This window comes from Paenibacillus sp. J22FR21 (assembly GCF_056269135.1).
In genome coordinates, this window is record NZ_JBWDNJ010000006.1 from 492,813 (window position 1) to 514,150 (window position 21,338).

Genomic DNA, 21,338 nt, shown 5'->3' on the forward strand with positions numbered 1-21,338 from the left:
ACTTCAAACGGGGATTCCCAATCGAGTATGCTATTTAAGTTTGGTATTAAGATAGCTGTTGCAACAATTCCAGTAACCGTTCTAGGTCCTGCTTATTATAATAGAGAAGCTCAATACGACCTTTATCCTTCTGTTGCTTAATTTTCACCGTCGTCTTGAATTGTTCACGCAGCGTTTCTTCCAGTTGATCAATATATGGATCGCGTTTTTTAGAAGACTGCGGCTTCGTTTTCTCAGCTGATGGCTGATCCAAGTTTTTAATCGCCTCTTCTAATTGACGTACACTCCACTCATTGGTAATGGTCAATTCAGCAAGTTCCTTTTTGCGTGCATCTTCCTTCACACCCACAATTGCCCTTGCATGTCCCATTGAAATTGTTCCACGTGAAACATTATCTTTGATTTGCTCCGGCAATGACAACAATCGCAGGAAGTTTGCGATGTGCGATCTCGACTTGCCTACCTTCATGGAGAGTTCTTCTTGAGTCAACTCGAATTTATCCATGAGTGCTTGATAAGCAATTGCGAGCTCCATTGCATTGAGATCTTCACGTTGAAGATTCTCTATTAACGCAATCTCCATTACCTGTTGGTCAGAGAAGTTGCGAATTACTGCAGGTATAGTCGGATTGCCACATAGCTGGGATGCACGGAATCGTCTCTCGCCGGCGATGATTTCATACCCTTTAAGGACGGTACGTACAATGATCGGTTGAATGACACCGTGCTGTTTGATTGATTCGGCGAGTTCTTTTATCGCATCATCATCAAACGTTTTACGCGGTTGATATGGGTTGGGACGAAGCTGCGTTAACGAAACTTCTACAACTTTATCATCTTCGCTTACAGATAGCGATGGGATAAGCGCATCAAGTCCTCTACCTAGCCGCTTGCTCATACATAATCACTTCCTTCGCGAGTTCAAGATACACCTCTGCCCCTTTGGATCTTGGATCGTAAGTAATGATGGATTGTCCATGTGAAGGAGCTTCGCTTAAACGGACGTTCCTTGGAATAATGGTTTGGTAAACCTTTTGTTGAAAATACTTCTTCACTTCTTCGATAACTTGAATGCCCAGATTTGTTCTGGCATCAAACATCGTTAGCAAAACACCTTCAATTTGAAGCGTAGTATTTAGATGTTTCTGAACAAGACGTACTGTATTTAACAGCTGGCTTAAGCCTTCCAGCGCGTAATATTCACATTGAATAGGGATAATAACAGAATCAGAAGCAGTTAAAGAATTAATTGTTAGAATACCCAAAGACGGCGGGCAGTCAATAAGAATGTAGTCATATTGGTTCTTCACCAGGGCAAGTGACTTCTTCAAGCGCTGCTCACGAGAAATCGTTGGAACAAGCTCGATCTCCGCTCCGGCCAACTGAATCGTAGCTGGAATAATATTAAGTCCTTCAATATTAGTAGAACAAGTAGCATCTTTAGGGTGAACATCATTAATAAGCACATCGTAAATACAATGCGCGACATCTGCTTTATTAATTCCAATTCCGCTCGTCGTATTACCCTGCGGGTCAATATCTACGAGCAATACTTTCTTGCCAAGCGACGCTAGACAAGCACCCAGATTAACGGACGTGGTCGTTTTTCCGACACCGCCCTTCTGGTTCGTTATTGCTATCGTTTTAGACAAACCGTTCACCTCTATGCTGATTACTTTAATGATGCCATATGAAACGATTAAATGACGATGCCGTCCCAGGTTCGGACGGCTGTTTGAATCGCTATTATCGTTTCGGAATTTTAATTACGATTTCGTAATGATCCTCGTAATCTTGTTCATTGGTCTTAATTTGCAAGCCCGATCCCGAAACCATATCAATAGATTGTCTTATTGTATTCAGCGCCAAACGTACATCCTTCGTAAAGGAAATCCGCTTTGGCTTCTTAGACTTAGTAGCTTCTTTATAGAACGCTACACGAGCTTCCGTTTGTTTCACGTTGAGCTCTTTCGTTATAATGTCGTCTAGCACTTTCAGCTGCAGTGCTTCTGTATCAAGTGATAACAAGGCTCTTGCATGACGTTCCGTAATTTTGCGTTCCATCAGCGCATTCTTAATTGTATCACCCAGACCAAGAAGTCTGATCTTGTTTGCTATTGTAGATTGGCTCTTTCCTAAACGCTGAGCTAAGCTTTCTTGCGTAAGATTATGAAGATCAATGAGCTTCTGATACGCGACCGCTTCTTCAATTGAAGTGAGTCCTTCACGTTGAAGGTTCTCAATTAGAGCAATTGAAGCGGCTTGAGAATCATTAAATTCACGAACGATAGCCGGAATCGTCTCAAGACCGAGTTTTTTAACTGCACGATAGCGCCGTTCACCTGCGATGATTTCATACCTTCCACCACGTATCCTTACAACAATCGGTTGTATGATGCCGTGTGTACGGATGGTTTGACTGAGTTCTTCAATACGATCATCATCGAAGACAGTCCGCGGTTGATAAGGACTTGTATCCACATCTTCAATTGGAAGCTGCTTCACTTCATCTTGACTAGTGCTTTTAGTTTCACTCAATCCGAATAAACGAGAGAACTGTTCTTTCATATCGTCAACTACCACCCGATTTCAAAGTGCCGAGTATTGTCGTTCTTACTATAATTCGCCGGCTGTAAGTTGATTTCCTGCTTGACAGGCATTTATTATCGAAACAATTGTGACTGCCTGTAAAATGTTCCACGTGAAACAAAATCAATCGATAATCACTACATAATAGGCTGTTTCAGAGGTAAACCCGCTTTTCTTGGATACTTCGCTGGTGTACTGCTGAGTTTCTCCATCAGGAGGATGTGCCGATCTGATTGTTCGAAAGGCAGCTTCAAATGTTCAACAGAAGTAAGTTTTGCTTTCAGCTCGATCATACTGCGTTTTGATTCATTCGCTTCCTCAGCAGGGTCGGAACCCTTCATTGCAGCGAACACTCCACCCTTACGAGCAAAAGGGAGACATAATTCATTTAATCCACTAAGCCTTGCAACTGCCCTTGCGGTAACAACATCATAGGCATCGCGGTGACTAGCCAGGCGCGCAATATCTTCAGCACGACCATGAACACATTGTACGTTCTGAAGACCAAGCGATTGCACGACATGCTGCAGAAATTGAATCCGTTTGTTCAAGGAATCTACAATCGTAATTTTAAGATGAGGGAAACAAATTTTCAATGGCAGGCTTGGAAATCCGGCACCTGAACCTATATCGGCCAACGATGACACCTTGTCCATTTTGACAAAGAAAGAGAGAGTCACGGAATCGTAGAAATGTTTCTCATACACCGCTTCTCTCTCCGTAATGCCTGTTAAATTCATTTTCTCGTTCCATTCTACAAGCAGTTCATAATACGTTTGGAACTGCTCAAGCTGGAGCGGCGAAAGTGCCACTCCTTGCTCTTGCAATAAATCAGTAAACCAAGTTTCGGTAGCGTTCATCATTACCCCCGTGCTGCAATAACCTTATTGTAGTGTTCTAAATAAACAAGAAGAATGGAAATGTCAGCCGGCGTTACACCGCCAATTCGTGATGCTTGCCCAATCGACAAAGGCCGAATGTTAGACAAATTTGTTTTCGCTTCCTTAGAGAGATTGTTGACCACCATGTAATCAATATCGTCTGGAATGCGCTTCTTCTCCATCTTAGCAAGACGCTCAACTTGTTGCTGCTGCTTCTCAATGTAACCAGCGTATTTAATTTGAATTTCAACTTGCTCTTTCATATCATCCGTAAGCACTTCCGGCGATGGAGACAGTCGATCTATGATATCATAGGATACTTCCGGACGTCTTAATATGGAAAGTCCGTCTGTCGTCTGTTGAATCGGAGTAGACTGTGCTTCCTCCAGCAGTTGAAGCGTTAATTCATCAGGTCTAATCTTGACTGTTTTCAGACGCTCAATTTCCTGCTCCACCAGCAGCTTCTTCTGTGTAAACTTCTGATAACGCGCTTCTGAGATTAACCCGATCTCATAACCGGTTGGTGTCAAACGCATATCGGCATTGTCATGTCTCAATAACAACCGATATTCTGCACGCGAAGTTAGTAGGCGGTACGGCTCTGTAGTACCCTTCGTCACCAAATCATCAATGAGTACTCCGATATAGCCTTGCGAACGTTCGATGATAACCGGTGGTTTTCCCTGCGCTTTTCGTGCGGCATTAATACCAGCCATAACACCTTGCCCTGCTGCTTCCTCATAACCGGATGTACCATTGATTTGTCCAGCTGTGAATAACCCCGGAACAACCTTCGTTTCAAGCGATGGCCACAGTTGTGTTGGCACAACTGCATCGTACTCAATCGCATAGCCCGTACGCATCATCTCAACTTTTTCCAAACCTGGAATAGATCGGAGAATACTGAGCTGCACATCCTCAGGCATACTAGTGGAGAGTCCTTGCACATAATACTCCGACGTGTTCTTTCCTTCCGGCTCTAGGAAGATTTGATGCTTCGGTTTATCAGCGAAACGCACAATTTTATCTTCAATAGACGGGCAATATCTTGGACCTGTTCCCTCAATAGCACCGGAGAACATAGGAGCGCGATGGAGATTATCGTTAATAATCTTATGCGTTTCCTCCGAAGTATACGTCAGCCAGCAAGGCAGCTGCTCATTATCGGAATACTCCGTTTCGTAAGAGAAAAATTTCGGCTTCTCGTCACCGGGCTGAATCTCTGTTTTGGAGAAATCAATCGTATCCTTATGCACGCGTGGCGGCGTGCCTGTTTTGAAACGTACGAGCTGCAGACCAAGTGAGCGCAAGCTCTCCGACAGCTTAACGGAAGGCTGTTGGTTGTTAGGCCCGCTCTCGTACATCAGCTCACCCATAATCACTTTTCCGCGCAGATAAGTTCCCGTCGTCACAACGACGGTTTTTGCCCGATACGCTGCACCGGTCTTCGTAATAATCCCTACACAAGCGCCATCCTCAATAATGAGCTCCTCCGCCATCCCTTGGCGAAGCGTCAGATGATCGGTTTCTTCAATCGTTTGCTTCATGAAATGCTGATACAGGAACTTATCCGCTTGCGCACGCAGTGCGTGAACAGCCGGGCCTTTACCTGTGTTAAGCATCCTCATTTGGATAAACGTTTTATCAATGTTTCGTCCCATTTCTCCGCCAAGCGCATCGATTTCACGCACGACGTGGCCCTTTGCCGGGCCGCCGATCGATGGATTACATGGCATGAATGCCACCATATCCAAGTTAATCGTAAGCAACAGCGTCTCGCAGCCCATTCTCGCAGCAGCAAGTGCAGCTTCTACACCTGCATGACCGGCACCGACTACAATGACATCAAAATCTCCTGCATGATATTCCATTACTTTATCCCTCCTTGCCTTTACAATTACAATTATTTACCTAAACAGAACTGTGAGAAAATTTGATCGATAAGCGAATCGGATACCGAATCCCCTATTAATTCACCTAATTGCTCCCAAGCGGTACGCACATCAATTTGCACAATATCAATCGGGATCCCGATATCTGTCGCTTCCATCGCATCTACAAGCGACTGTCGGGCATGACCGAGCAGCGTAATATGTCGAACATTGCTGACATAAGTCAAATCCGCGGATTCCAGCTCACCACCGAAGAACATACGCTTAATGACATCCTCCAGTGTTTCTAGCCCCTGTTCGTGCAGAACCGACAAACGAACGATTTGTTCCGGGGAGAATATCGCCTCAACTTCAGAGGTGTCCATCACTACCGGCAAATCCGTCTTATTCAATAATACGACAACAGGTCGATTTCGAAACTGCTCCATCAGCAAACGGTCATCCGGATGAAGCTCCTCGTTCACATTAAGCACGAACAAGATCAAATCCGCTTCCTCAAGCGCCGAGCGTGAGCGTTCCACCCCGATTCGTTCCACCACATCCGCAGTATCGCGGATACCTGCCGTATCCAGCAATCGCAGTGGAATTCCGCCAAGGGTCACATACTCTTCAATAACATCGCGTGTCGTACCCGGAATGTCCGTCACAATCGCTTTGTTTTCCTGTACGAGCGCATTAAGCAGCGAGGATTTACCGACATTCGGCCGGCCCACAATTGCCGTCATAATGCCTTCTCTTAATATCTTGCCTTCGCTTGCCGTTTTTAACAATCGATCGATTTCGGCGCATGACTCACCACAGCGCTCACGAATATAATCACTCGTCATGGAAGCCACATCATGCTCTGGATAATCGATATTCACTTCAATATGTGCAAGCAGCTCAATCAAATTATGACGAAGCGCTTTAACCTTCTTCGACAACATCCCTTCAGCCTGCTTCATCGCAACCGAGAAAGCGCGATCCGACTTCGAGCGAATCAAATCAATGACTGCCTCAGCTTGCGTCAAATCGATTCTCCCGTTTAGGAATGCACGCTTCGTAAACTCACCGGGCTCTGCAATTCGAATGTCCCCAGAGCGAAGCAGCAGCTCCAGGACGCGTTTCACCGCGACAACACCGCCGTGCGTGCTAAGCTCAACGACATCTTCCGCTGTAAACGAACGCGGCCCTCTCATAATCGTCAGCAAAATCTCTTCTACAACTTCGCCACTGATCGGATCCACAATATGGCCATAATGGACGGTATGCGAATCAGCCGTGACAATATTCGATTTGGATCGGAAATATTTTGCACTTTCGGCAATTGCCCCAGGCCCACTTACCCGTATAACGGCAATGCCGCCCTCTCCGACAGCAGTCGAAATGGCGGCAATCGTGTCTTGAATCATCATGTTATTTTCCCTCATATTTAAAAAAATGAGCAATGACCATTAAAGAGCCATTGCTGAAAAAGAGCTGTATGCTTCTTACTTAAGCGTAATCACGACACGGCGATTCGGTTCATCGCCTTTACTGAATGTTTTAACCTTAGCGTGGTTCTGTAATTGCGAGTGAATGATCTTCCGCTCGTGCGGGGACATCGGCTCCAGTACAACTTCCTTACGTGTACGGATAACATGTCCCGCCAACCGATCGGATAAATCCTCAAGCGTCTTCCGGCGACGCTCGCGAAAATCTTCCGCATCAAGCACAATGCGAAGATGGCTGTTGGAATAACGGTTGGCCACAATGTTGACCAGGTATTGCAAAGCGTCAAGCGTTTGGCCTCGACGTCCGATCAGCATGCCAAGATCGCCGCTTCCCGATAACGCGAGAGTTAAACCGTCTTTCGAATCGTTACGAGCAATCGTAATGTCAAGCCCCATCGTTCTTGCCACTTCGGTGATGAATCGTTCCGTTTCAAGGAGCGGATCTTTGGCTGCTGCAGCAGTAACCGATGGCGTCTTCGCCTGCTCGACCACCAGAGGTACAAGCACGAGCTCCACTTTCGCAGCTCGCGCGCCGATCAAGCCGAATAAACCTTTGGACGGTTTCTCCAGAACAGTTACATTAACGCGATCCGCTGACACTTGCAATTCCGTTAAACCATTTTGTACAGCATCTTCGATCGTTTTGCCCGATGCTACGATTTTCTTCATTTCGCAGGTACACTCTCCTTGCCCTTAGGTGAGTTGCGTACATATAGGAAATAGTTTTGCACAATGGTGTAGATATTGCTGAATACCCAGTAAAGCGGCAATGCAGCCGGGAATGACAACGCCATAACGAAGATCAAAACCGGGAAGATCATCATAATCCCTTGCATCGCTGGCATTGTTTTCTGCTGCGAAGACATCATCTTAGATTGAATGAACGTTGTAATAGCAGCCAGGATAGGCAGCACGTACGTATGATCCTTCTCTCCAAGCTCCAGCCACAGGAATGTATGCTCACGAATGTTTTCATTCATATAAATCGCATTGTAAAGCGCAATGAAAATCGGCATTTGCACGAGCAGCGGCAGACAGCCGGCTAGCGGGTTAACTTTGTGCTGTTGGAACAGCTTCATCGTTTCTTCCTGCTGCTTTTGCGGATTGTCTTTATGCTTCTCTTTCAATTTCGCAAGCTCCGGCTGCAATGCCTGCATCGCCTTTGAACTGCGGTATTGTTTAATCGTAAGCGGGAGAATCAAAGTTCTGACGATGATAACCATTAGCAAGATCGCAATGCCATACTCGCCGCCGAACCATTTGGCAAAATTCTCGAGCACTAATGAGAAATAATAGACTACGTTTCTCTGCCAGAAATTGCCGTGTTCCAGGTCAGTCATTGATACCGTGTGAGTAGCTGAAGAACAGCCGCTCAGAAAAAGCATGACCGCAATTAATGCAATTGCCGTCAGCCATGTTCGTTTCGAAATACGGGACAACATGTAAATCTCCTCTCTGCATACCGATAGCGTAAGGTCCGGATAAAGAAGGACCAGTTGCATTTTCATATTCACGTAAACTATATCACATTTTATGGCACAAAGAAACAAGCCTCCTGCTCACGTAAAAGCGATTACACGCCTTAACGCGAAGTCTTCAGAAGCCCTGCTCGTTTCAATACATGAAGCATGCTTTTTTCGAGTTCCTTGAGCTCCAGACCAACTGCCGGTTTCCTCACAATGACGATCAGATCCAGCTGCCCAGTTATACGGTCCTTCTGCCCTCGGACAATTTCCTTCACAAGACGCCGCATTCGATTGCGAACGACGGCATTCCCGATCTTCTTGCTCGCCGAAACACCAAGACGTAATGGATCCGCCTGCAGCTGGCGCGACCAATAGACGACAAATTGGCTGTTTGCGAATGATTTGCCGTTTCGATAAATCCGGCTGAAATCTTCGCGGTTACGCAATCGCAATTTTCTTTGCACGGGTACACCTTCACCGGACCTTTATTTATATATCAGTAAGAACAAGATTCTCTATCCCACACAATTCTCCTAAGATTATCATGCGACCGACCGTCTCTTCCTCATTAAGGAAGCGCACAATACGTTTCTTCTACCTCTATTCTTGCCGTAAAAAAGAAAAAAAGACCACGTAATGTGGTCTTAAGGTTTACGCGCTCAATACTTTTCTTCCACGTTGACGGCGGGCGCTAAGCACTTTACGTCCGTTTGCGGAAGCCATGCGTTTACGGAAACCATGAACTTTCTTGCGTTTGCTAACGTTCGGTCTGAATGTCGGTCTCATTATCAATGCACCTCCTATACCTTACTCAAATCACCTTGCATATTTACTATTTCTATCGTCTGGCGCGATTAGCGATCATCAGTTTTTTCTAAGCGTGAACAGCTGCGCAGCCGAGATAGTCAAACCACGAGCGTCCATCGGTGAAAAAACGCCTTTTTCAATTAAACCATGCAGGTGGCCAAAAGTCAACCAGAAACAGCTGTGGGAAGAGTCTCCAAAGCCAGGCTGTGGATAAAAGTATATTAAAAGTATAAACAGGGCCTTTAGGTTGATAATTTAATAACATGTGGATGAATTTATCGGAGTTTCCCGCATTATGTCGAATTGGTAACAAGATATAAACAATATCTAGTGTTGTCGATAACTCTTATACACAACCTATAGAATTTGTGGATAAAATCAGCGGAATCGTTGAATATCAAGGGTTATTTTGCTATGATGATTATGTTTTCTGTGTGGATGACTCCAACTCCCCCTCAACATTATCAACACCCTGTGGATAACAATGTGAACAACATTCATCCCCTTTTGATAATTTTTATGCACCCATCCTTAATAATGTGGATGAAATGGATCAGAAAGCCCGATGTTTCGACATCAACAGCATGACCGCGCCGTTTTCGGTGAATTGGATAAGGAGTGACAATCTGTGGATAGCCATACGCACGAAATGTGGCAACAGGTGCTGTCGATCATTCAAACGAAGCTCAGCAAGCCAAGTTTCGACACTTGGTTTAAAGCGACTAAAGCTTCGTTTAGTGGTGATTCTACTGTCATTGTGACAGCGCCGACGACTTTTGCAGCCGAATGGCTCGAAAGCCGGTATACAAAGCTTGTGCGGACCACACTGCAGGAATATATGGGGCGCCAGTATGACATTAAATTTGTCATTGAAGAGAATAAGCCGCCTGAGCCAGCAGAAATCCAACCAATCATAATGCCAACCGTGCATGTCGGGCCGGAAGAGCCCTACACGCATATGCTTAATCCCAAATATATGTTCGACACGTTCGTCATCGGCGCCAATAACCGGTTTGCACATGCCGCTTCTTTAGCTGTGGCCGAAGCACCGGCGAAGGCATACAATCCGCTGTTTCTATACGGCGGCGTTGGACTAGGCAAGACGCATTTAATGCATGCAATCGGGCATTATATTTTGGAACATAACCCGAATACACGAGTTCTGTATTTATCCTCCGAGAAATTTACGAATGAGTTCATCAATGCCATTCGGGACAACAGGGGCGAGAGCTTCCGCAACAAATACCGAAACATTGACGTGCTGCTCATTGACGATATACAGTTCCTGGCCGGCAAAGAACAAACGCAAGAAGAGTTTTTCCATACCTTTAATGCGCTGCATGAGGAACGGAAACAAATCGTCATTTCGAGTGACCGACCGCCGAAAGAAATTCCAACCTTAGAGGAACGGCTTCGTTCCCGGTTCGAATGGGGCTTAATAACGGATATTCAGCCGCCGGACTTAGAGACGCGGATCGCGATTCTGCGGAAGAAAGCGAAGGCCGAGAACCTGGACATCCCGAACGAAGCCATGGTCTACATCGCCAGCCAAATCGATACGAACATTCGCGAACTGGAAGGCGCATTAATACGCGTCGTAGCCTATTCATCGCTCATTAATGAAGACATCTCGTCGCATTTGGCAGCCGAAGCACTTAAAGATATTATTCCATCAAGCCGGCCAAAAATGATCACGATGCAGGATATCCAGCAAAAAGTTGGGGAGTTATACGGACTCAAGCTGGAGGAATTTAAAGCGCGTAAACGTACGAAGGCAGTTGCGTTCCCAAGACAGATCGCGATGTATCTGTCTAGGGAGTTAACGGACTACTCGCTTCCTAAGATCGGGGAGGCATTCGGCGGACGCGACCATACAACCGTCATCCATGCGCACGAGAAAATTACGCAGCAGCTGAAAGTGGATTCGGAGCTCTACAAAATCGTCCAAACGTTAACGGATAAAATTAAAAACCATACGTAAATACGAAGACTGTGGATATAGCCCAAAAAGTTATACACGTCTTCAACATTTCATCAGCAAGCCTATGCACACGCTATACACATGTGGATAGGCTTGCTTTATCCGTGTTTGAACCACTTATCCACATATTCAGGGCCCCTACTACGACTTCTACTAATATTTATTAATAAACATCATCAAATATAGGTGACAACGCAGCCTCCTCATTCGCCGCCTTGATCCCTGCAATATAGGAGTGACAATCATGAAATTAACCATTCGAAAAGATCAATTGAACGACGCGATTCAACAAGTTTCCAAAGCAACTTCCAGCAGACCGGCAATTCCCATTCTCGGTGGTATCAAAATCGACGTTACACACCAAGGTGTAACACTTACCGCCAGCGATACCGATATTTCGATTCAAAGCTTTATTCCCGTTGAGAACGGTGAATTTGTCATTGCTAAAGTACAGAAACCGGGCAGTGTTGTATTGCCGGCTAAGTTCTTTGTAGAAATCGTGAAGAAACTTCCGTCGGATGAACTCGAAATTGAAGTGAAAGAACATCACCAAACGATGATTCGCTCTGGTTCAACGGATATCCAAATGGTTGGCCTGGATCCCGAAGAATTCCCGATTCTTCCGACAATCGAACAAAGTGAGAACATCTCAGTTCCCGGTGATCTGCTGAAATCGATGATCCGCCAAACCGTTTTCGCAGCTTCTACGAGCGAACAAACGCCGATTTTGACCGGAGCGCTCTGGAATTTACAAGAAGGTCAACTAAAATTCGTGGCTACAGACCGCCATCGTCTGGCTAGCCGCACAGCTGCTGTCGAAACACCTGAGAACTACCGTTTTTCCAATGTTGTTATTTCAGGAAAAACACTGAATGAGTTATCCAAGCTCGTTCCGGATGATCATACACATGTGGATATCGTTGTGGCGGATAACCAAGTGCTCTTCAAAGTGGGTAACGTATTGTTCTACTCGCGAATTTTGGACGGGACTTACCCGGACACTTCTAAAATTATTCCGCAGCAGTTCAAAACAGAACTCGTGCTTCACACAAAAAAATTGACGGATGCGATCGATCGCGCTTATTTGATGTCACGTGAAGAGAAAACGAACATTGTTCGCCTTATTTCGGATGAAGACGGCACCATTGAAATTTCCTCGAGCTCCACGGAACTCGGTCGCGTAACGGAGAAGCTCGATGCCAAAGAAATGAACGGTGAGCAGCTTCGCATCGCCTTTAACTCCAAATATATGCTTGATGCATTGAAAGTTATCGATAGCGAGTATTTGTTTATCGGATTTAACGGTGCGATGAGCCCGATCATCATTAAGCCGACTGATCACCCGCACAGCCTGCATCTCATCTTGCCATACCGGACGACAGGCTAAAGAAGGAGAATGAAACGATGAAAGAAATAGGGATTTCGACAGAATATATTGCACTTGGACAGTTCCTGAAGCTGTCGGACTGTATTGATTCAGGCGGTGCAGCCAAATTCTTCTTGCAGGAGAACGAGGTACTGATTAACGGGGAGCCGGACGACCGCCGCGGCCGCAAATTGTACACCGGCGATAAGATTGATGTGAAAGGCTTCGGCAGCTTTACGATTGTGAAACGGTAATGCAGCAAGCCAAACAGCTTGTCAGCAGTGACCGGGGGGCATCCAAGTGCGATTAACATCTATACAATTGCAGCATTATCGCAATTACGAGCATATTGAGCTTGCGACTGACAGTCAGGTCAACTTGTTTGTCGGACGCAATGCACAAGGTAAAACCAATCTGCTGGAAGCGATTTTCGTGCTGGCTTTGACGAAGTCTCACCGTACGAGCAAGGACAAAGAGCTAATCGGCTGGCAATCTACTGAAGCGCGGATCCGGGGTGTAGTGGAGAAACGATATGGTCCGCTCACGCTGGATCTCTCTTTGTCTACTCAGGGGAAGAAAGCGAAGATAAACGGTCTGGAGCAGCGCAAGCTTAGCGAGTTTGTCGGATCGCTTAATGTCGTCATGTTCGCTCCCGAGGATCTGGAAATCGTAAAAGGCACGCCGGGCATCCGAAGACGGTTTCTGGATATGGAAATCGGCCAGGTTCAGCCCGGTTATTTGCATGCACTGGGTCAATACAGCAAAGTGCTTGTGCAGCGCAATAATTACTTGAAAACAGCATCGCCCGGCAACGCCAATCAGGCCATGATGGATGTCTGGAATATGCAGCTTGCAGAGTATGGTGTTAAAATTGTGAAAAAAAGGCAAAACTTCATAGAGAAGCTTCAGAAATGGGCGCAGCAGATTCATGCGGGCATAACAGCCGGCACTGAGGAGCTGACAATTGTATATCGCCCCTCGTTTGAAAGTGACGGGGCCGAAGATGAATCTATATTATTTGAGCAATTTATGATAAAGTTAACACAAGTAAAGGATCAGGAGCTTCGTCGTGGTATGACGCTCGTTGGTCCTCATCGTGATGACATGGCCTTTTTTATAAATGGCAAAGAAGCCTCTGTTTATGGGTCACAGGGCCAGCAGCGAACGACAGCCTTATCGCTGAAATTAGCTGAGATTGAACTTATCCATGAAGAAATAGGCGAGTACCCTTTGCTGCTGCTCGATGATGTTTTATCCGAGCTGGACCAGCACCGGCAAACGCAGCTTATAGAAACTTTTCAAAGTAAAGTGCAGACCTTTATTACGACGACCGGGCTTGAAAGCGTTAATATCAGCAAGCTCCATGATTCCCGTGTGTACCAGGTGAAGGACGGTCATGTCGAACAGTAAGCCTTAAGGCGTTGCCTATGAGAGGTGGAGGCTATGTACATTCATTTGGGCGGAGAAAAAATTATTCGTGCTACGGAACTCGTAGCTATATTTGATATCTCAATCGAGCAGTCCTCCAAGCTGTCCAAGCAATTCGTCGCACAGGCTCGGAAGCGCAAAGACGTTGAAGTTATAGGAGAAGAAGAAGCGAAATCCATCGTAGTGACAGAGCACAAGATCTACTATTCGCCGATTTCATCCTCAACGCTGAAGAAACGATCGCACCATTTTGCGACCAACTAAGGGTCGTACAACGGGAATTGATTTGCAGCATTAGATGCGGCAAGTAGTTGAGAGGAGCAGTGAAATTGAGCATGTCGTCGAATCAGAACACGTATGATGAAAGTCAGATTCAAGTACTTGAAGGTTTAGAGGCGGTACGTAAACGCCCCGGTATGTATATTGGCTCCACCAGCAGCAAAGGGCTTCACCATCTGGTATGGGAAGTCGTTGACAATAGTATTGACGAAGCACTGGCTGGCTACTGCACACGCATTGAAGTCACCATTCATGAAGATAACAGTATCACTGTCGTCGATAACGGCCGCGGCATCCCGGTCGGAGAGAACGTGAAACTGAAGAAGTCTACGCTCGAAGTGGTTATGACGGTTCTTCATGCCGGCGGTAAGTTTGGCGGCGAAGGCTACAAGGTGTCCGGCGGTTTGCATGGCGTCGGTATTTCCGTCGTGAATGCGTTATCTGAGCATGTAGAGGTTACCGTTAAGCGGGAAGGTCATATCCACAGACAAGAGTACCGTCGCGGCGCACCGCAATACGATCTCAAAGTGATCGGTGATACCGAAGAAACGGGAACAACGACTCGTTTCAAACCGGATCCGGAGATTTTCACGGAGACGTTGGTTTATGAGTATGAGATCCTTCAATCTCGTATTCGCGAGCTGGCGTTCTTGAACAAAGGGATTGAAATTGCGCTGCTTGATGAGCGGACAGGCGCAACCAACACCTTCAAGTACGATGGTGGTATCAACGAATTCGTTAAGTATTTGAACCGTAAACGCGAGGTATTACACGAACAGCCGATTTACGTTGAGGGCATGAAGGACAACATCCAGGTGGAAGTAGCCTTGCAGTATAACGACAGCTATACAGAGAATATCTACTCGTTCGCTAACAACATCAATACGCATGAGGGCGGTACGCATGAGTCCGGCTTCAAGAGCGCACTGACACGTATTATTAACGAGTATTCCCGCAAAATGAATGCAATCAAAGAAAGCGACTCCAACCTGTCCGGTGACGATGTTCGTGAAGGCTTGACGGCGATTATTTCCGTTAAGATTCCGGAGCCTCAGTTTGAAGGTCAAACGAAAACAAAGCTTGGCAACAGTGAAGTGCGGGGGATTGTTGAATCCTTCTTCGCGGAGAAGTTCCAGGAGTTCTTGAATGAGAATCCGGCTGTTTCGAAGAAAATCATCGAGAAGGGCCTTCAAGCAGCACGTGCGCGTGAAGCAGCCCGTAAAGCCCGTGAGTTAACTCGTCGCAAGAGCGCACTGGAAGTCAGCGCACTACCGGGTAAATTGGCGGATTGCTCCTCGAAAGATGCTTCGATCAGTGAAATCTATATCGTAGAAGGTGACTCCGCGGGTGGATCGGCTAAACAAGGCCGTGATCGTCATTACCAGGCGATTTTGCCGCTACGGGGTAAAATTTTGAACGTTGAGCGCGCGCGTCTGGACCGTATTTTATCCAACACGGAAATTCGTGCAATCATCACCGCGCTTGGTACGAGCATTGCCGATGATTTCGATATCGCCAAGGCTCGTTATCACAAAGTTATCATCATGACCGATGCTGACGTCGACGGCGCACATATTCGTACGCTGCTGCTGACCTTCTTCTTCCGCTACATGCGCAAAATTATCGAAGCCGGCTTTATCTACATCGCACAGCCGCCGCTCTTTAAGATCGAACGCAATAAAGTCATTCGTTATGCGCAAAGCGAGAAAGAACGTGATGCCATCATCAGCGAATTCGGTGAAGGCGTTAAAGTGAATGTACAGCGTTATAAAGGTCTCGGAGAAATGAACGCATCGCAGCTGTGGGAAACAACAATGGATCCGGAGAGCCGTACGATGCTTCAAGTTACAATCGAGGATGCCATTGAGGCTGATAATATTTTCGAAACCCTTATGGGGGATAACGTCGAACCACGACGTGAATTCATTCAAGAATTTGCGAAGTACGTGAAGAACCTCGATGTATAGAGCGTGAACAAATAACAAGCCGTCCGGCGATTCGGGCGGCTTGTGTTATTTCTTCTTGCGGTTATTTGCTGCGTGGTAGCGATAAATGCGACGAAAGATGTCTTTATCCGGCAGCTTTCGGAAGATATAAGGGTCAGGCATTGTGTTGACCTCAAGGATCCATGGTCTGAAGGATTGATCAATGGCCAGATCCAGACCTATTTCCTTAATCCCCTTATACGTAGTCTGCATTTGATGAGCGGTGGCTACACCTAGTTCCGCTAACCATTCTTGATAGCTGGCAATTTGCGCAATAGAAAGATGGGCACGCATCAGCTTCTCAAAAGGCATTGCAGTGCCGCCGTTATGACAGTTGGTTACGATTTTAGTGGGATCACTGACTCTGCCGATGACACCGGTCGTTATCCATTGCTGCTTCAGGTTACGCTGAACCATGACGCGGACATCGAATCTTCTTTTGTCATAGGTAAGTAAATGTATGCCCTGCTGGATCAAATATTTCCGTCCCTTAATGACTTGCCCCAGGGAACGCGCCATCGTTTCAAACGAAGCAAAGCTTTGCAGTTTAGTTCCAAGCTGATAAGTGTACGTATGATCGGCTGTTTTCTCCACTCGAATGACGCCGTTGCCGAATGTGCCGTGATCGGGTTTTACATATACCATTTCAAACTCATTGAGCATCTGCTCAAGGTCGGACGTGCTCCACACTTGTGTGACCGGAATACGTTGACGTAATTCGTCCGAATGCAGCAGTACGTTTGTTTTCTCCAATTTGCTTCTCACGCGTTGAATGGCCAACAAGGTCCCGCCTTCCAGAGGGGTAATAGGTAGTGTATGAAAGCCCCAGCCTGCAGGAGACAGAGGTTGAAAACGATGTTATAATAGGGATAATGCCTATTTTTGCTTCTGTGCAAGAAGCCTTAATAAATGCACTTGGAATGAAACATGCTTCTTCGCCCACAAGGACGGCTACAGCCGTTTCACCTCGCTTGTTAGATTATGGCGGAGAACGGTCCATGGAGTGGGCGAATACCTACGTTTTGCGAAAGTTTGTTGCAGGGCGGATGCCTGAAACAACTTTATTGACGGTAAACGTTTAAGGTTGGCCGGATTGAGAAAAAACTATAATGGATTCTAGTATTCTGTTATACGAATTATCCCTGCTTTCGTAATGCGGACAACCCTGTAATCGTATTCGAAGGCTCATGTTATAAGCAACCTAGGAGGTCAACGATGGCGGAAGAGAACAATCTGCAAGTAAGGGATCGCGATATCGGTACTGAGATGCGCGAATCGTTTATGGATTATGCAATGAGTATCATCGTTAGCCGCGCACTTCCGGATGTACGAGACGGACTGAAACCGGTTCACCGTCGGATTCTCTTTGCCATGTCCGAGCTAGGCATGTCTCCGGACAAGCCATACAAGAAGTCGGCCAGAATCGTCGGCGAAGTTATCGGTAAGTACCATCCGCATGGTGACTCTGCCGTTTACGAGACCATGGTCCGGATGGCGCAAGATTTCTCGCTGCGTTATATGCTCATAGACGGTCATGGTAACTTCGGTTCCATTGACGGTGATATGGCGGCAGCAATGCGTTATACAGAAGCACGTTTGTCCAAGATTGCGATGGAGATGCTTCGCGATATCAATAAAGAAACGGTCGATTACATTCCAAACTATGACGGCGAAGAGCATGAACCGAAAGTACTTCCTGCCCGTTTCCCGAATCTCTTGGTAAATGGTTTGACAGGAATTGCAGTAGGTATGGCTACCAACATTCCGCCGCATAACTTGACTGAAGTTATCAATGGGGTACAAGCGCTTATTCAGAACCCTGATATCACTCCGATCGAGCTGATGGATTATATCAAGGGGCCGGACTTCCCAACTGCCGGGTTCGTAATGGGACGCGAAGGGATGCGTCAAGCTTATACAACAGGCCGCGGATCCGTCACAATGCGTGCTCGTGCAACAATTGAGGAGAATGGCGGTAAAGCTCGGATTATCGTGCATGAGCTGCCTTACCAAGTTGTTAAAGCAAGACTTGTTGAGAAGATTGCAGAGCTGGTTCGCGAGAAGAAGATCGAAGGTATCACCGATCTTCGTGATGAGTCCGACCGTAACGGTATGCGTGTTGTCATTGAACTTCGCCGCGATGTGACACCAACAGTTGTACTAAACAATTTATACAAACAAACGCAGATGCAGATGAATTTCGGCTTCAATATGCTTGCACTAGTTAAAGGCGAGCCGCGTACACTCAACCTGCGTGATATTTTGTATTACTACTTAGAGCACCAAATTGAAGTCATTCGCCGTCGTACGGAGTTTGACCTGAAGAAAGCACAAGCACGTGCGCACATTCTGGAAGGCTTGCGTATTGCGCTTGATAATCTTGATGAAGTCATCAAGTTGATTCGCGCGTCGCAAACAACAGAAGAAGCTAGAGAAGGTTTGATCTCACGCTTTAGCCTAAGCCTCGATCAAGCACAAGCCATACTCGACATGCGTTTGCAGCGTCTGACAGGACTCGAGCGCGACAAAATCGAAGCCGAGTATGCGGAACTGCTTCGTAAAATCGCGGAATTCGAAGCGATCCTTGCTGATGAGCAGCTTGTTCTGCAAATCATCAACGATGAGCTTGAAGAAGTGAAAGAGAAGTTCGGTGATGAGCGTCGTACTGAACTGATGGCGAGCGAAGAGGAGATCCTGGATGAAGATCTGATTCCACGCGAGGACGTCATCATTTCGATTACGCACTCCGGCTATGTGAAGCGTCTGCCGGTTACCACTTACCGCAGCCAGAAGCGTGGCGGCAAAGGTGTTATCGGAATGGATACGAAGGATACCGACTTCGTCGAGCATCTGTTTGTATCGAATACGCATCACTTCCTCCTCTTCTTTACGAATAAAGGGAAAGTGTACCGCCTGAAGGCTTACGAGATTCCGGATCTCAGCCGTACGGCACGTGGGACTCCGATCATTAACTTGATTCAAATCGAGCAAGGAGAAACCGTTAATGCGGTTATCCCGGTTGAATCGTTCGAGCCGGATCGTTTCTTGTTCTTTGCAACGAAACAGGGCATCGTGAAGAAAACGCCTCTTGATGACTACTCGAACATCCGTAAAGTTGGACTTATCGCGATTAATCTGCGCGATGACGATGATCTGATCGGCGTGAAGCTGACGGACGGCACGAAAGAAATCATTATGGGCACGAGCCAAGGGATGTCCATCCGATTCCCAGAGACAGATGTTCGTCCAATGGGACGTTCGGCGACAGGGGTTAAAGGGATTAGCTCCGATGACGATGATCAGGTAATCGGCATGGATGTCGTAGAGCCGGAGAATGAAATATTGATCGTTACATCCAACGGTTACGGTAAACGTACACCGGTTAGTGAGTACCGGAGCCAGAGCCGTGGCGGTAAAGGAATCAAGACGCTCAACGTAACGGAGAGAAACGGATCGATTGTCAGCTTGAAAGTCGTACAAAACGATGAGGATCTGATGATCATGACCTCTGGAGGCACGCTCATTCGTATGAGCATGGCCGGCATCTCTACAATGGGTCGTAATACGCAAGGGGTTCGACTCATCAACATTCGTGAGGATGACGCTGTTGCGACGGTTACGCGTGTGGCGCGCAATGACGAGTCTGACAATACGGATGAAGAGCTAGAGGGCGAGGAGACAGAAGGAACGTCCTCCACTGAAGAACAGTCATAAAAGAGAAGATAATCGCAGGCATCGTGGAGGAGAGCTATGGGGACAGTAGCGATTTCGCAAGTAAAGCTTGGGGACAAAATTGCACAAGACGTTCTCACCCCGCTTGGCAGTGTGCTTTTGCATAAAGGTAAAGTGGTAACTCCACGTGAGTATGATATCTTGCATGCCTTCCTTGTACCCACTGTATGTATCGACACGCCTGGGGAGAAGAAGGAAGCAGAGGAAGCGGCACAAGAGAAATATTTAGAATCAGTCAAAGAAAATTCGAGCAAATCGGGATTGATGGAGCAGTATGACCTAACGGTTGTGCTGCTCAAAAAAGTGTTCAATCAGATGATGAGCGGAATGGCACTGCCGATTCTTGATTTGCGTAATCAGCTGGAAGCACTGCTTGCGCATAGTCATGATTATAAGATGATGACTTTCTCTCCGCAGAATGTCCCGAATGAGGATTATCTGTTTCACAAAAGCGTCATGTCGGCATTAAGCTGCTACATGCTCGCTCAGTGGAATAACCTCCCTAAGAAGGATTGGATGCAATCGGCGTTCGCTGGGCTGCTTCATGATATCGGCAACGCCAAGGTAGACCGTAACATCCTCAATAAACCTACGAAGCTGACGGCTGAGGAAGTGGAGGATATGAAACGACATACTGTTCTTGGTTATCAGCTGCTCAAGAACGCTGCAGCAATCAATGAAGGTGTGAAGCTGGCAGCGCTTCAGCATCATGAACGATATGACGGAAGCGGTTATCCTCTTGGTATCGGGTCGGAGAAAATCCATCCTTATGCTAAGTTTGTAGCGATCTCGGATATCTTCAATGCCATGACGATGAAACGCGCCTACCGTAAAGCGACTTCGCCTTACTTAGTGCTTGAGCAGCTGCTGCAGGACTCATTCGGTAAGTTGGACCCTGCCTACGTAAGGATCTTTATCGATAAGGCTACTCAGTTTAATAATGGAACAGTCGTACGACTGAATGACGATCGTATCGGTGAGATTGTTTTCTCAGACCGGAATCATCCAACAAGGCCGTGGGTATCTGTATCCGGAACGATCGTGAATCTCATTACCGAACGACAGCTCTATATAGAAGAAGTAATGACGAGAAACCATAAATAAAATGATTTCGAAATAATGGTTGACCTAGTTTGATGAACTGTGTTATATTACTTCTTGCCGCTTTTGAGGCAAAGGAATATAACACAGTTTTTTATTTGAAAGAATAAAAAAAAGCTTGCAATCAGGTAAGTGAATGTGATATATTAATCAAGTCGCCGCTGAGACATGGGCGCACAAACATGAAGTACTTGTTCCTTGAAAACTGAACAATGAGCGACCAGTCAAATGGTCATAAATCGCGAAATTAACGTTTCGCAAAGCTAGTTTTTTGAATGAGCTAACAAGCGAATTCTTAAAAATGGCCAAGCCTTCGGGCTTACCACTTTTATGGAGAGTTTGATCCTGGCTCAGGACGA

Annotated in this window: 19 protein-coding genes; 8 read left to right on the forward strand and 11 right to left on the reverse strand. The window is 46.4% G+C overall.

Translation table 11 applies throughout. The annotated features are described in order from the left end of the window. Window positions 1-46 precede the first annotated feature (46 nt). The 10 genes from AC0YNS_RS23140 to rpmH form a co-directional block, all read right to left on the reverse strand. On the reverse strand, window positions 47-898 hold the full coding sequence (locus AC0YNS_RS23140; RefSeq protein ID WP_475783305.1) for a ParB/RepB/Spo0J family partition protein: 852 nt from the start codon (window positions 896-898) through the stop codon (window positions 47-49). After that, window positions 879-1,652 carry a ParA family protein gene (locus AC0YNS_RS23145; RefSeq protein ID WP_091224667.1) on the reverse strand — a complete coding sequence of 258 codons (774 nt, stop codon included), beginning with the start codon at window positions 1,650-1,652 and terminating at the stop codon, window positions 879-881. Before AC0YNS_RS23145 ends, AC0YNS_RS23140 begins: the two co-directional genes overlap by 20 nt. Before the next feature lie 94 nt (window positions 1,653-1,746). Next, entirely contained in the window at window positions 1,747-2,568 is an 822-nt protein-coding gene (gene noc, locus AC0YNS_RS23150; protein ID WP_475783306.1) for a nucleoid occlusion protein, read from the reverse strand. A gap of 158 nt (window positions 2,569-2,726) precedes the next feature. Then, window positions 2,727-3,449, reverse strand: a complete 723-nt coding sequence (gene rsmG / locus AC0YNS_RS23155; protein ID WP_475783336.1) for a 16S rRNA (guanine(527)-N(7))-methyltransferase RsmG — start codon at window positions 3,447-3,449, stop codon at window positions 2,727-2,729. A gap of 2 nt (window positions 3,450-3,451) precedes the next feature. Further along, window positions 3,452-5,341 carry a tRNA uridine-5-carboxymethylaminomethyl(34) synthesis enzyme MnmG gene (gene mnmG, locus AC0YNS_RS23160; protein WP_475783307.1) on the reverse strand — a complete coding sequence of 630 codons (1,890 nt, stop codon included), beginning with the start codon at window positions 5,339-5,341 and terminating at the stop codon, window positions 3,452-3,454. A gap of 32 nt (window positions 5,342-5,373) precedes the next feature. Then, window positions 5,374-6,753: a tRNA uridine-5-carboxymethylaminomethyl(34) synthesis GTPase MnmE gene (gene mnmE / locus AC0YNS_RS23165; protein WP_475783337.1), complete on the reverse strand. Its 1,380-nt coding sequence runs from the start codon at window positions 6,751-6,753 to the stop codon at window positions 5,374-5,376. 78 nt (window positions 6,754-6,831) lie between these two features. Next, a complete protein-coding gene (jag, locus tag AC0YNS_RS23170) occupies window positions 6,832-7,503 on the reverse strand; it encodes an RNA-binding cell elongation regulator Jag/EloR (protein ID WP_475783308.1) in 672 nt (223 codons plus the stop codon). Beyond that, the gene (locus AC0YNS_RS23175; RefSeq protein WP_090980636.1) at window positions 7,500-8,276 is read right to left on the reverse strand and encodes a YidC/Oxa1 family membrane protein insertase; all 777 of its coding nucleotides are present in this window, start codon (window positions 8,274-8,276) and stop codon (window positions 7,500-7,502) included. The genes jag and AC0YNS_RS23175 overlap by 4 nt, the downstream gene beginning before the upstream one ends. Window positions 8,277-8,416: 140 nt before the next feature. Then, complete coding sequence (gene rnpA / locus AC0YNS_RS23180; RefSeq protein WP_091224661.1) at window positions 8,417-8,764, reverse strand: ribonuclease P protein component; 348 nt, start codon at window positions 8,762-8,764, stop codon at window positions 8,417-8,419. 187 nt (window positions 8,765-8,951) lie between these two features. Beyond that, window positions 8,952-9,086 carry a 50S ribosomal protein L34 gene (rpmH, locus tag AC0YNS_RS23185; RefSeq protein WP_090574515.1) on the reverse strand — a complete coding sequence of 45 codons (135 nt, stop codon included), beginning with the start codon at window positions 9,084-9,086 and terminating at the stop codon, window positions 8,952-8,954. 649 nt (window positions 9,087-9,735) lie between these two features. On the opposite strand from rpmH, the gene dnaA reads away from it, so the two are divergent. From dnaA to gyrB, 6 genes are all read left to right on the forward strand, one after another. Next, the gene (gene dnaA, locus AC0YNS_RS23190; RefSeq protein ID WP_475783309.1) at window positions 9,736-11,088 is read left to right on the forward strand and encodes a chromosomal replication initiator protein DnaA; all 1,353 of its coding nucleotides are present in this window, start codon (window positions 9,736-9,738) and stop codon (window positions 11,086-11,088) included. A 244-nt stretch (window positions 11,089-11,332) separates the two neighbouring features. Then, a complete protein-coding gene (dnaN, locus tag AC0YNS_RS23195; RefSeq protein ID WP_475783310.1) occupies window positions 11,333-12,475 on the forward strand; it encodes a DNA polymerase III subunit beta in 1,143 nt (380 codons plus the stop codon). 17 nt (window positions 12,476-12,492) lie between these two features. Continuing rightward, window positions 12,493-12,708, forward strand: coding sequence for a S4 domain-containing protein YaaA (yaaA, locus tag AC0YNS_RS23200; protein WP_090980644.1), 216 nt, complete (start codon window positions 12,493-12,495; stop codon window positions 12,706-12,708). Window positions 12,709-12,754: 46 nt separating this feature from the next. Continuing rightward, on the forward strand, window positions 12,755-13,864 hold the full coding sequence (gene recF / locus AC0YNS_RS23205) for a DNA replication/repair protein RecF (RefSeq protein WP_475783311.1): 1,110 nt from the start codon (window positions 12,755-12,757) through the stop codon (window positions 13,862-13,864). Between the two features lie 33 nt (window positions 13,865-13,897). Beyond that, window positions 13,898-14,146 (forward strand): extracellular matrix regulator RemB, encoded by a 249-nt coding sequence (remB, locus tag AC0YNS_RS23210; protein WP_090980648.1) that lies wholly within the window; start codon window positions 13,898-13,900, stop codon window positions 14,144-14,146. 71 nt (window positions 14,147-14,217) lie between these two features. Continuing rightward, complete coding sequence (gyrB, locus tag AC0YNS_RS23215; protein WP_475783312.1) at window positions 14,218-16,128, forward strand: DNA topoisomerase (ATP-hydrolyzing) subunit B; 1,911 nt, start codon at window positions 14,218-14,220, stop codon at window positions 16,126-16,128. Window positions 16,129-16,173: 45 nt separating this feature from the next. Here gyrB and AC0YNS_RS23220 read toward each other — a convergent pair whose 3' ends face one another. Continuing rightward, window positions 16,174-16,926, reverse strand: coding sequence for a YheC/YheD family protein (locus AC0YNS_RS23220; RefSeq protein ID WP_475783313.1), 753 nt, complete (start codon window positions 16,924-16,926; stop codon window positions 16,174-16,176). Between the two features lie 435 nt (window positions 16,927-17,361). On the opposite strand from AC0YNS_RS23220, the gene gyrA reads away from it, so the two are divergent. Together gyrA and AC0YNS_RS23230 are read left to right on the forward strand one after the other, a co-directional pair. Then, the gene (gene gyrA / locus AC0YNS_RS23225) at window positions 17,362-19,860 is read left to right on the forward strand and encodes a DNA gyrase subunit A (protein ID WP_475783314.1); all 2,499 of its coding nucleotides are present in this window, start codon (window positions 17,362-17,364) and stop codon (window positions 19,858-19,860) included. 36 nt (window positions 19,861-19,896) lie between these two features. After that, a complete protein-coding gene (locus AC0YNS_RS23230; RefSeq protein ID WP_475783315.1) occupies window positions 19,897-20,982 on the forward strand; it encodes an HD-GYP domain-containing protein in 1,086 nt (361 codons plus the stop codon). Window positions 20,983-21,338: the final 356 nt, after the last annotated feature.